Below are 12,255 nucleotides of genomic sequence, written 5' to 3'. Positions count from 1 at the left end.
TGGGCTGGTGCGGCAGGCTGGTGCAACCGTGCGGCAGCCCTGCGACGCACACGGGCGAGGAGGAACCACATGCCACGATCGATCTGGAAGGGCGCGATCTCGTTCGGCCTGATCACTATTCCGATCAAGGTGTACGGGGCGACCGAGACCAAAGACCTGTCGTTTCGTCAGGTGCACCCCGAGGACGGCGGGCGCATCAAGTACAAGCGGGTCTGCGAGGTGTGCGGCAAAGAGATTCCCTACACCGAGATCGCGAAGGGCTACGAAACCGGCGACGGACGCCTGGTGATCCTCGATTCCGAAGACTTCGAGAACCTGCCCCTGGCGAGTTCGAAGGCGGTCGAGGTCGTCCAATTCGTGAAGACCGACGACATCGACCCGACCTACTTCGAACGCACCTACTTTCTCGAGGCCGACGGGCCCGGCGCCAAGCCGTACGTGCTGCTTCGGCGGGCGCTCGCCGAAGAGGGCAAGGCCGCCGTGGTGAAGGTGGCGCTGCGATCGCGGGAATCGCTGGCACTGATTCGCGCCAAAGACGACCTGCTGCTGATGCACACCATGCTCTGGCCCGACGAGTTGCGCGACGGCGAGTTCGCGGCCCCGGGCGACGACATCAAGGTGTCGGACGCCGAGGTGCAGATGGCCCGCATGTTCATCGACCAGTTGTCGGGCGAGTTCGACCCCAGTCAGTTCACCGACAGCTACCGCGAGGCCCTGGAAGCCGTGGTGCAGGCCAAGCTGGCCGGCCAGCCGGTGCCCACCGAGAGCGACGAAGCCCCCAAAGAGGCCGAGGTGGTCGACCTGGTGGCGGCGTTGCGGGCCTCGGTCGAAGCCGCCAAGAAGCGTCGCGAAGAGGCCGCCAAGGCCGGCTGATCATCGCGCACAGCGAGGCACTGTTCTCACACGTGCGCAGACCGAGCCGTCCGCCGGCGCTGTCAGTCCTGCTGGCGCCGCAGGTAGTCACGGTCGAAGTGCGTCGGTAGCTCGCCTTCGATGTCATCATCGCCGGGAAGGTCCCACTTGGTGGGGTCCAAGTGGCGGTTGGGGTTGATCAGGGCGTCTCTGCTCAGCACCTGGGGTGGCGCCTGGACGGGTTCGTCGGACGCGGGGGCTTCGTCGTACTCGAGCATGTCGGCGCGGCGTCGGCGGGCGAACCACCAGGTGACGGCGGCCACCGCCGCGATGCCGACGACGATCACAACCAACCCGAACGGCTCCATCGTCAGAGCGTACCCAGGTGGGTACGCCTCGGCGGTCGCTGATATTGCGGCTCATGGTGCGTAGACGCAGTAAGAATGCCCGCCGCTCATCGCGTGAGCGCGAAGAATCGTTGTTCTGGCAAGCGTGCGTGAGGTAATCTCGTGCCGTGGATGCTATCACTCGTGTGCCCGTACCCGTGAACGAACCGGTGAAGAGTTACGCCCCCGGCAGCCCGGAGCGGGCTGAGATCGAGGCGGCTCTGGTGTCCGCGACTTCCGCCGAGCCCGCCGAGTTGACCGGCACCTTCGGGGCAGAGCGCCGTCCGGGCACGGGGGCCGACCGCTACGAGGTGCGCATGCCGTCCGACCACGGCACCGTGCTCGGCGTCGTGCAGCAGGCATCGCACGCCGATGCCCAACAGGCCATCGACGCGGCGCTGGCCGCGGCACCCGATTGGGCGGCGCTGCCGTTCGACCAGCGTGCTGCGGTGTTTCTGCGCGCCGCCGACCTGATCGCCGGCCCCTACCGGGCCCGGATCAACGCCGCCACCATGCTCGGCCAGGCCAAGACCGTTCAACAGGCCGAGATCGACTCGGCGTGCGAGCTGATCGACTTTCTGCGGTTCAACGCCCACTTCGCGCAAGACATCTACGCCAATCAGCCGCTGAACAGTGCTGGGGTCTGGAACCGCATGGACTACCGGCCGCTCGAGGGCTTCGTGTATGCGATCACGCCGTTCAACTTCACTGCGATCGCCGGCAACCTGCCCACGTCGGCCGCGCTGATGGGCAACCCGGTTCTGTGGAAGCCGGCGCTCACCCAGATGTTCGCCGCCGAGGTGATCGTCGACGTGCTGCGCGCGGCCGGCCTGCCCGACGGCGTGATCAACCTGGTGCCCGGGCACGGTGCCGAGGTATCGGACGTGGCCCTGGCCCACCCCGATCTGGCCGGCATTCACTTCACCGGATCGACGCGAGTGTTCCAGGGGCTGTGGTCGCAGGTGGGCGCGAACATCGCCGGGTACCGGTCGTACCCGCGCATCGTCGGCGAGACGGGCGGCAAAGACTTCGTGCTGGCCCACCCGAGCGCCGAGCCCGAGATGGTGAAGACGGCACTGATTCGCGGGGCGTTCGAGTACTCGGGGCAGAAGTGTTCGGCGGCGTCGCGCGCCTACCTGCCGCGGTCGCTGTGGAACGCCGTCCAAGACGACCTGATCGCGCAGACCGAGGCGCTGGCCGTCGGCGACGTGCGCGATCTGACCAACTTCACCTCGGCCGTCATCGACGAGCGGGCGTTCGTCAAACTGTCGGGGGCGATCGACGCCGCGAAGGCGTCCGGCGATGCCGAGATCGTGGCCGGCGGCACCTACGACCGCAGCCAAGGCTGGTACATCAGGCCCGCGCTGATCACCTCGACCAACCCGGGCAACGACATCTTCCGCACCGAGTACTTCGGCCCGATCCTCGGCATCTTCGTCTATGACGACGCCGACTTCGACAAGGTGCTCGACCTGGTCGACACGGCGTCGGCCTACGCGCTGACCGGCTCGATTCTGGCCACCGACCGCGCCGCGGTCGAGTTGGCTCAGCAGCGGCTGCGCTTCGCGGCGGGCAACTTCTACATCAACGACAAGCCCACCGGCGCGGTGGTGGGGCAGCAGCCCTTCGGCGGCGCGAGGGCGTCCGGCACCAACGACAAGGCGGGCTCGATGTGGAACCTGATGCGTTGGGTCAGCCCCCGTGCGGTCAAAGAGACCCTGGTGCCCCCGACGTCCGTCGGATACCCGCACATGCTCTGAGCACGTCCCATGCCGAAGTCGGTTGGTTGAGCCAGCAGGAGGTGCGTTGGTTGAGCTTGTCGAAACCGGATCTCGACAGGGTCGATCAACGGTCGTCAGGATCAACGGTCGTCAGGATCTCGACAAGCTCGATCGTCGCTGGCCTGCACGAGTTCTGCCATGCGTTCCATCAGGCGTCGCCAGCCGGGGGAGTAGCCGCGACGGTAACCGGCCACCAGTTGCTGGGCGAGTGCGTCGTCGGTCCATTCCCCCTGTGCGGGTGGACGGTGGGTCATCATCCATTCCACAGTGGCTTGGGCGATCTCTTCGAGCCGCGGATCGTCCGCCGGGTAGTCGAATGCCTGGTCGGTACGCAGGTAGAGGTCTCGGTAGACCGGGTCGTTGAGCATCGCCTGCTGGGTGTCGAGCCAGTAGCCGACCAAGTCGGGGAACAGTACCTGGATCAGCAGCCAGGCGTCGCGCTCCATCTGCAAGGTGCGCTCAGACACCCCGAGGGCACGCATCTGTTGTTGCATGCGCGTCACCTGCGGCGGAAGGAACGGCTCACCCCGAACGGCGAGCCGATCGAGTGACTCTCGGGTGGCCTCCAACTCGGCGATCCGGCCTCGCAACTCGGCGTCGATCTGGGCGGCGGCCTCGCGGAAGGCCTCTTGTTCGGCGTCGACCAAGCCGCGCACGCGCGACAGCGGGACGCCGGCGTCGGTGAGCACCTTGATCCGGTGCAGCTCGACCACGTGCTGAGCGTGGTAGCTGCGGTACCCCGACGCCGTCCGCTCCGGCTCCGGCAGCAGGCCCAGGGCGTGGTAGTGCCGGATCGCCCGCCTGGTCACCCCGACGTAGTCAGCCAACTGGCCGATGGTCAGCATCGGCGACCTCCTGCTCCGGCTGGATGTAGCCCTTGAGTCCCGGTGCGACGATCGCATACCCCCCGACCAGAGCCCAGCCCGCGGCCAGCACCCAGGCGCCGACACGCAGGTCGGCGCCGGCCAGCACCAATGCCATCAGGCCGAGACCCAGCGGGCTGGCCACCATCGCGAGCGCGGAGTAGGCGCCGAAGACGCGGCCGCGCAGGGCGTCCGGAACGTGTTCGGTGAGCACCACGGTGCTGATCGGCTGCAACAGGCCCGAGGCCAGCCCGGCGGCCATCATGCCGGCGGCGACCAGCCAGAAGCCGCTCAGGGTGGCGATCAGCACGGCCGAGACGACGTAGAGCAGGTTGGCGACCATCCAGGCCGTCCAGCGGCGTCCGTCGAAGAGCCAGCCGTAGACACCGGAGCCGGCCATGGTGCCGACGGCGTACGCCGACAGGCTGAGACCCAGCAGGCCGGGCGCCGCCAGCGCGATGAAGTGGGCGGGCAGCACGACGCTGAGCAGCGGGGCGACCAGCACTATCGAGCCGAGGCTGATCACCAGCAGGGTGAGCAGCGGTCGGCTGCGGCGAATGTGGGTGAAGCCCGCCAGCGGCGAGTTGTCCTCGGCTGCGGCGATCGCGGTCGGGCGCAGCGGCATCAGGCCGATGGCGAGGGCCGCGGCGGCGGAGCAGGTGGCGGTGATCCAGACCACCTGGATGGACGGCAAAAGCGTCAGCAGCCAGCCGGCGACTGCCGGGCCGGCCAGGAACGACAGGCCGAACAGCATGCCCCGCCAGGCGGCCACCTTGTCGAGGCCGACCCCGGAGGTCTCCGACACATTGGCCAGCAGCGTCTCGCGGGCGGTCATCCCGGGCACGTCGAACAGCGCGCCCAGCACACCGAGGCCGATGAACCAGGCCACGTTCAACCCGACGACGGCGTCCACGATCGCCAGGGCGGCCACGGCCGACGCCGAGCCCAGGTCGGACAGCACCGACATGCGGCGGCGCCCGACCTTGTCGATCAGATGCCCGCCGGCGAAGGCGGCGATCGCCCCGGGCAGGGCGCTCGCCGCCGCCACCGTGCCCGCCATGGCCGGGTCGCCGGTACGCTCGAGCACCAGCCAGGGCAGCACGATCGCGATCGCTGAGTTGCCGAACAGCGAGGCCGCGGTGGCGGTCAGGTACAGGGGAAGCGTGGTCTTCGAGGTCACCCTCCGAGTGTGAACCTTGACGTTGCGTCAAGGTCAACTGGGACGCGGGACGCAACTGACCGAGGTGTCCGCCGGAGAGGCAGAGCGGCTGATCGTGTGGCTGAACGGGCTGGCCCGCGACGCGCCCGTTCCAGGTGAAGACCACCGAGGCGATGCAGTATCGGCGCATCGCCGCCCGCGCCGCCCGCCGCCGCGGACTCACCGATACCGAGATCGAGGCGTCCCCGATGGCCCGCGGTTTCGGCACCCGGGACGGCAACGGCATCGTCTTCGTCTCGAACACCGGCGACGTCACGCCGTCCGGGTTCCTCCCGGTGTCCGTCGGAAACGTGAAGCACGACTCGCTGGTGAGCCTCTATCGTGACCACCCCACGATGCGCGCTCTCCGCGAGCCGGATGGGTTCGCCGGCCGTTGCGGCCACTGCGAGTTCAACCACTGGTGCGGCGGCTCTCAAAAAGCTCGGGCCTACGCCTGGACCGGCGACCTGCTCGAATCCGATCCGCTGTGCCCGTACGTCCCGGTCGCCGACCGGGTGCACGTCTGACCGGGCGGACGAGCTGCGCGGAACGCTTCCGTTCCGGCTCAGGCAACCGTGCCGCGAGCGGAGCGCAACCCGTCCGGGTCAGGCGGACTCGGCGTTACGGGTCGCCAGCCATTCGTCGCCGACCTTCTGCTGGACGGCGAAACCCTCTAACAATGCCGGTGCGGCCTGGGCCTCGAGCTTGCCACCCAGAAACGGCACCTTGATCGAGAAGTCACCCGTGAAATCGACTAGCGTGCCCCGGCCGCCGGGCCGCAGCGCGATGGTCACATCGGCCTTGGCCGGCATGCCCCTGACGGTCAGGTCGAGGGTGCCGGTGCGCGAGCCGTCCGCAGCCGGCGCGTTCCAGCGGATGTCTTGCAGCAAGGTCAGCGTGTCGCCCAGGAAGCGCTGCACCACCGAGGGGGTGCGCATGGTGCGCTCCACCGCGCTGTGGTCTGGCGTCGCGGCCACCCGGTGTGACAGGTCGCCCGACTCGACGCACACGGCCGACAGAAAGTCGGCGTCGGTGAGCATCGCGTGCACGGCGGCAGGGTCAGCGGCGAAGTCGTTGTGGGCCTCGATCTGCATGCGCGCCATTCTGCCGCACGGCCCGGACGGCGCAGCGGGCCACGCCGGGCGCAGACGTGCGCCCTCGTGCTGGCTAGAGTGTCAGGGTACGACTGGTGGAGGCCCGGCAAGGAGGCATGGTGGCCGAAGAAATTGCGTCACGAACCGACTGGATCCGCAAGTTACAAAGCTGTGTTGCCGATTCGGTCAAGGATTCATCGGCTGACGCATTGCCGCCCGGCTTCGTCGAGCAATACCTGAGGCACCTGCCCGACGGCGAACTCACCCAACTCGAGCCCGCCCACGTCGCGGCCCTGATCGAGGCCCACCTGGCCCTCGGACGAGTCCGCAGGCCGGGGGAGGCCAAGGTGCAGGTCGTGGTTCCGGCCGACGACCAGCCCGGGCAATCCACCCTGATCCTGATCGTCACCGACGATCGTCCGTTCCTGGTCGACACCGTCAGCATGGACATCCTGCGCCGCGAGTGGAGCATCCGTGCCCTCTACCACCCCCAGTACGGGGTGTGTCGCGACGCCGACGGCGTGCTCACCGCCGTCGCCGGTGACGACGCCGAGGGCGTCGCCGAGTCGTGGATCTGCGTCGAGGCCTTCCCGCCCCTGGGTCACGCCGCCGGCGAATCGTCCGAAGCGCTGGCCGACGACGTCACCCACGGCATCGAGTCGGTCAAGGCGGCCGTGGACGACTGGCGCACGATGCAGCGCCGGCTCGCCGAGACCATCGAGTGGCTCAACGACAACCCCCAGCCGGTGAGCCCGCACGACGTGCGCCAGGTGACCGACCTGCTCGCCTGGCTGTCGACCGGCAATTTCGTGCTGCTCGGCTACCGCGAGTACCGCTGCGAGAACGACCGCTACGTGAGCGTGGCCGGCACCGGCCTCGGCATTCTGCGCGGCGACCAGGGTGACGACACGGCCTTCCACGCCCTGCCCCTGCCCGGCGACCATTCGCTGCTGGTGATCACCAAAGACTCCCGCCGCTCGCCGGTGCATCGTCCGGCCTACCTCGACTACATCGGCATTCGCAGTTTCGACGCCCAGGGCCGACTGGTCGGCGAGCGCCGCTTCATCGGCCTGTTCGCGGCAGCCGCCTACAGCGAGCCGGTATGGACCGTGCCGACCCTGGCCGAGAAGGCCCAGATCGTCATCGACCGGTCGGGCTTCGCGCCCCAGAGCCACGGCAGCTCGGCGATCAGGCAGGTGCTCGCCACCTACCCCCGCGACGAGCTGTTCCAGGCCACCGCCGACGAACTCTTCCCGGTGATCTCACAAGAGGCCCAGTTCAAAGACCGCCGGCTGGTGCGGGTGTTCGTGCGCCGCGGCACCTACGGCCGGTTCGTCTCGGTGCTGGTGTACCTGCCCCGCGACCGCTACACCACCGACGTGCGCGAGGCGATCCAGCAGATCCTGCTCGACGAACTCGGCGGCGAGTCGCTCGAACACCAGGCCCGGGTGTCCGAGGGCGCCCTGGCCAGGTTGTTCTTCGTGGTCAAACGTCCGGACGGCGACCCGCTCACCGACCCCGTGGACGTCGCCGCCCTGCAGACTCGCATCGAGGGGGCCACCCGCAGCTGGGACGACAACTTCGAGAACGCGGCCCGCGAACTGGCCAGCGAGGCCCGCGGCGTCGAGTTCAGCGACGCCTACGAAGAAGAGTTCCCCGCCGCCGTGGCAGTCAAGGACCTCAAGCTCGCCAACCAGCTCACCGGGCCCGACGACCGCGCCTACGACGTCTACGCCCCCATCTGGGAGACGGATGAGGCCGACGTCCGCTTCAAGGTGCTGGGCTACCAGCACATGTCGCTGGCCGACGCCATGCCGCACCTGTCGGTGCTGGGCGTCGAGGTGGTCGACGAACGTCCGTACGAGTGGGTGCTGCGCGGCACGCCGGTGTACCTGTACGACTTCGGACTCAAGCTCACCGGTGACATGGACGCCGCCGAAGACTGGGGCCCCGAGCTGCAGGAGCGGTTCATCGAGGCCTTCGACGCCACCTACCGGGGGCTCGCCGAGCCGGGCAAGTTCAACCGGCTGGTGATGACCGGCGGCCTGACCTGGGAAGAGATCGCCTGGCTGCGGGCCATCTCGCGCTACCTGGTGCAGGCCGGCAGCCCCTACAGCCAGCCGTACGTGGCGTCTGCGCTCAACGACAACCCCGAGATCGCCGCCGCCCTGGTGACCGCCTTCCGCACCAAGTTCGACCCTGCCCAAGACTTCGCCGACCTGGCCACCCGAGCGGTCGCCGTCGACGCGGTGTTCGACGGCATCGAACACCAACTCGCCGACGTGGCCAGCCTCGACGCCGACCGCATTCTGCGCCAGTTCGTCTCGGTGCTGCGGGCGATGATCCGCACCAACGCGTTCCAGCCCGGGGCGCCGGCGCACGCGTTCAAGCTGCGTCCGCGCGAGATCAGCCTGCTGCCCGAACCGCGGCCGATGTTCGAGATCTTCGTCTATTCGCCGCGGGTGCAGGGCGTGCACCTGCGCTTCGGCACCGTGGCCCGCGGCGGGCTGCGCTGGTCTGACCGCCGTGAGGACTTCCGCACCGAGGTGCTGGGCCTGGTGAAGGCGCAGATGGTGAAGAACACCGTGATCGTGCCCACCGGCGCCAAGGGCGGCTTCGTGCCGCAGTACCTGCCCGACCCGGCCGTCGACCGGCAGGCGTGGCTGGCCGAGGGCGTGGCCTGCTACGAGATCTTCATCAACTCGCTGCTCAGCGTCACCGACAACCTGGTGGCGGGCGAGGTCGTGCCCCCGACCTCGGTGGTGCGCTGGGACGACGACGACCCCTATCTGGTGGTGGCCGCCGACAAGGGCACCGCCACGTTCTCGGACATCGCCAACCGCATCTCGCTCGCTCGTGGGTTCTGGCTGGGCGACGCGTTCGCGTCCGGCGGCTCGGCGGGCTACGACCACAAGGCGATGGGCATCACTGCCCGCGGCGCCTGGGAGTCGGTCAAGCGGCACTTCGTCGAACTCGGTCGCGACTGCCAGACGCAAGACTTCACCTGCGTGGGCATCGGCGACATGGCCGGCGACGTGTTCGGCAACGGCATGCTGCTCAGCCGGCACACCCGGCTGGTGGCGGCGTTCAACCACCTGCACATCTTCATCGACCCCAACCCCGACGCGGCCACCAGCTACACCGAACGCGAGCGGCTGTTCCAGCTGCCCCGCTCGTCGTGGGCCGACTACGACACGTCGCTGATCTCGGCCGGCGGCGGCGTCTTTCCACGCACCGCCAAGTCGGTTGCGATCAGCCCCGAGACCCGTGCGGCGCTCGGTCTGGCCGACGGCGTCACCGCCCTCACCCCGGCCGAACTGATCACCGCGATTCTCAAGGCACCGGTCGACCTGCTCTGGAACGGCGGCATCGGCACCTACGTGAAGGCGTCCACCGAGACCAACGCAGACGTGGGCGACAAGGCCAACGACGCGGTACGGGTGAACGGTGGCGACGTGCGCGCCCGGTGCGCCGGCGAGGGCGGCAACCTGGGCTGGACGCAGCTCGGCCGGGTCGAGTACGCCCAGAGCGGCGGCCGCATCAACACCGACTTCATCGACAACTCCGCGGGCGTCGACACCTCTGACCACGAGGTGAACATCAAGATTCTGCTGGCCGACCAGATGGCGCAGGGCGCCCTGACGATCGAGCAGCGCAACGAACTGCTGGCGTCGATGACCGACGATGTCGCCGAGCTCGTGCTGGTGCACAACATCGACCAGAACATCGCGCTGTCGAACTCGATGTACCGCAGCGCCGAGCTGACCAGCGCCTACGAGAGCTGGATGCAGGCGTTGGAGCAGGCCGGCCTGCTCGACCGGACGATCGAGTACCTGCCCCACACCAGGCAGCTCGAACTGCGGCAGGAGTCGGGTCGCGGACTCACCCGTCCTGAGCTGGCCACACTGCTGGCGTACACCAAGATCTACCTGTCCGATCAGGTGCTGGCCTCCGACCTGCCCGACGACCCCTACCTGGCCGACCGGCTGATTCAGTACTTCCCCAAGCCGCTGCAGCAGCGCTACGCCGAGGCCATGCCGCGGCACCGGCTGGCCCGCGAGATCATCGCCACGGTCGCGGTCAACCGGTTCGTGAACAGCCAGGGCATCACCGCCTTCCACCGGCTGTCGGACGAAACCAGCGCCCCGGTCACCGAGGTGATCCGCGCCCAGTTGGCGGCCCGCTCGATCTTCGCGGTCGGACGTTCCGAGGTCGCCCTGGCCCGCATGACCGAACTGGACGCGACCGTGGCCACCGAGCTGCGCATGGCGTTGCGCCGCATGGTCGAGCGCGCCACCCGCTGGCTGCTCGCCTCGCGCCGCTCGGGCATCGACATCGTGGCGGTCACCGGTCAGTTCACCGAGGGCGTCCAGCTGGTGCGCGAGCAGTTGGCGGATCTGCTCACGCCGCGGCAACGCACCCGCGCCGAGGCCACCCGCGACCGGCTGGTCGCAGTCGGTGTGCCCGAGGCGGTCGCCGCCGAGATCGGCCGGGACGCCTTCGCGCACTTCGCGCTGACCATCGTCGAGATCGCCGACCAGCAGCAGGCCGACCTGCTGCGGGTCGCGCAGGTGTACTTCGCGCTGGCCGAGCAGGTCGGGTTGGACGTGCTCGAGGCGTCCATCGTCGCGCTGCCGCAAGACGACCGGTGGAGCACGCTGGCCAGGGCGGCGCTGCGCGAGGACGTCCATGCCGTGCACGGCGAGCTGACCGCCGCGGTGCTGCGGGCGGGCAACGAGCCCGCGGAGCAGCTGGTGTCGCAGTGGTTGGCGCTGGTGCCGGGGGCGCGCGAGAAGATCGTCACGCTGCGGCAGGTGTGCGAAGAGCCGGACGTGGCCCGCATGAGCGTCGGGGTGCGCCTGGTGCGATCGCTGCTGCCGGCCTGAGGCGGCTTCGAGCCGGTCGAGACTTCGCTGGCCGAGCGTGTCGAGACCCTCGTGCCCGCGCCCGAGTGGTTGGCGGGCTCCGCACGCGGGGTGCGGCAGGATTGACGCATGCGGATCGACCTGCACACCCACTCCAGCGTCTCGGACGGCACAGACACGCCCACCCAGCTGGTGCGCAAGGCCGCCGAGCAGGGCCTCGACGTGCTCGGGTTGACAGACCACGACACCTTCGACGGGCTGCGCGAGGCGAAACTCGCCGCGGAGGGTACGCACCTCACGGTTTTGCCCGGGCTGGAGATGTCGTGCCAACTGGACGGCGCCAGCGTGCACCTGCTCGCGTACGGGTGCGACCCGCACGATGAGCCGCTGCTGAACGAACTCACCCGCGTTCGGGTGGGCCGCACCGGACGACTGCCCGAGATGCTGGCCAAGCTCGCCGAGTTGGGCATGCCGCTCACCGAAGTCGAGATCGCCGAACAGGTGGGCGCCAGCCCGTCGCTCGGCCGTCCGCACGTGGCCGACGCGATGGTCGCCAAGGGGTACGTGGCCGATCGACAGCAGGCCTTCGACGAATACCTCTACGACGGCGGGCCAGCGTACGCGAACCGCTACTCGTGCGACATCAGGCGAGGCATCGAGTTGATACGCCGGGCCAAGGGGGTGCCGGTGATCGCCCACCCGTGGGGCCGAGGACGCGCCCAGCAGCTCACGCCGGCGGTGTTGTCCGAGCTGACCATGGAGTACCGGCTCGAAGGGGTCGAGGTGAACCATCCCGACCACGACGCCGACACCCGGCAGCGCCTCGGCGCACTCGCCACCCGGCTGGGCCTGCTGCATCTCGGGTCGTCGGACCACCACGGGCTCGGTAAGGTCAACAACGACCTGGGCTGCGAGACGACCGCGCCCGAGGTGTACGAGGAGCTCGTGCGCCGCATCAGGTCCCGCGGCGGACGCCTGTAGCCGGCGCAGCATTCTTCCGTTACGGCCACGACGAGCAGGAATCACGGCAGTTCGCAACACGGGGACGCTCGACCAGGTCGGCCAAGCCGTGGGCGGACGGATCCGCGCCGCTTCCCGCGTTCGTCGGTGCCGCAGTGGTGGCAGGACCAGATCGCCCTGACCTGACGGAGACGAACCCCCGGGCGGACCAGTTTCGCAGGGGGCGGGTGACCCGGCGCGCCGGTGCCGTAATACT

General features: G+C 69.0%; 9 protein-coding genes. 5 read left to right on the top strand and 4 right to left on the bottom strand.

What is annotated here, in order from left to right; all coding sequences use genetic code 11:
* Positions 1-69 precede the first annotated feature (69 nt).
* Positions 70-873 (top strand): non-homologous end joining protein Ku, encoded by an 804-nt coding sequence (gene ku / locus MPLG2_RS05740; RefSeq protein ID WP_105185315.1) that lies wholly within the window; start codon positions 70-72, stop codon positions 871-873.
* A gap of 62 nt (positions 874-935) precedes the next feature.
* Here ku and MPLG2_RS05735 read toward each other — a convergent pair whose 3' ends face one another.
* Positions 936-1,220: a hypothetical protein gene (locus MPLG2_RS05735; protein WP_105185314.1), complete on the bottom strand. Its 285-nt coding sequence runs from the start codon at positions 1,218-1,220 to the stop codon at positions 936-938.
* A gap of 146 nt (positions 1,221-1,366) precedes the next feature.
* Between MPLG2_RS05735 and pruA the strand changes: the two genes are divergently transcribed.
* A complete protein-coding gene (gene pruA / locus MPLG2_RS05730; protein ID WP_105185313.1) occupies positions 1,367-2,998 on the top strand; it encodes an L-glutamate gamma-semialdehyde dehydrogenase in 1,632 nt (543 codons plus the stop codon).
* A gap of 101 nt (positions 2,999-3,099) precedes the next feature.
* Here pruA and MPLG2_RS05725 read toward each other — a convergent pair whose 3' ends face one another.
* Together MPLG2_RS05725 and MPLG2_RS05720 are read right to left on the bottom strand one after the other, a co-directional pair.
* Positions 3,100-3,864 (bottom strand): MerR family transcriptional regulator, encoded by a 765-nt coding sequence (locus MPLG2_RS05725; protein WP_158680905.1) that lies wholly within the window; start codon positions 3,862-3,864, stop codon positions 3,100-3,102.
* Positions 3,839-5,062 carry an MFS transporter gene (locus MPLG2_RS05720; RefSeq protein ID WP_105185312.1) on the bottom strand — a complete coding sequence of 408 codons (1,224 nt, stop codon included), beginning with the start codon at positions 5,060-5,062 and terminating at the stop codon, positions 3,839-3,841. Before MPLG2_RS05720 ends, MPLG2_RS05725 begins: the two co-directional genes overlap by 26 nt.
* A 134-nt stretch (positions 5,063-5,196) precedes the next feature.
* Between MPLG2_RS05720 and MPLG2_RS05715 the strand changes: the two genes are divergently transcribed.
* Positions 5,197-5,607 carry a hypothetical protein gene (locus tag MPLG2_RS05715; RefSeq protein ID WP_105185311.1) on the top strand — a complete coding sequence of 137 codons (411 nt, stop codon included), beginning with the start codon at positions 5,197-5,199 and terminating at the stop codon, positions 5,605-5,607.
* A 78-nt stretch (positions 5,608-5,685) separates the two neighbouring features.
* Here MPLG2_RS05715 and MPLG2_RS05710 read toward each other — a convergent pair whose 3' ends face one another.
* Positions 5,686-6,174 (bottom strand): DUF2505 domain-containing protein, encoded by a 489-nt coding sequence (locus MPLG2_RS05710; RefSeq protein ID WP_158680904.1) that lies wholly within the window; start codon positions 6,172-6,174, stop codon positions 5,686-5,688.
* A 119-nt stretch (positions 6,175-6,293) separates the two neighbouring features.
* Between MPLG2_RS05710 and MPLG2_RS05705 the strand changes: the two genes are divergently transcribed.
* Together MPLG2_RS05705 and MPLG2_RS05700 are read left to right on the top strand one after the other, a co-directional pair.
* The gene (locus MPLG2_RS05705; RefSeq protein WP_158680903.1) at positions 6,294-11,060 is read left to right on the top strand and encodes an NAD-glutamate dehydrogenase; all 4,767 of its coding nucleotides are present in this window, start codon (positions 6,294-6,296) and stop codon (positions 11,058-11,060) included.
* Between the two features lie 108 nt (positions 11,061-11,168).
* Positions 11,169-12,020 (top strand): PHP domain-containing protein, encoded by an 852-nt coding sequence (locus MPLG2_RS05700; RefSeq protein WP_105185308.1) that lies wholly within the window; start codon positions 11,169-11,171, stop codon positions 12,018-12,020.
* The last annotated feature ends 235 nt before the right edge of the window (positions 12,021-12,255 follow it).

Source organism: Micropruina glycogenica (assembly GCF_900289045.1).
GTDB classification, from domain to species: domain Bacteria; phylum Actinomycetota; class Actinomycetes; order Propionibacteriales; family Propionibacteriaceae; genus Micropruina; species Micropruina glycogenica.
The sequence above is the reverse complement of the archived record's forward strand: the minus strand, read 5'-3'. Positions and strand labels throughout refer to the sequence as shown.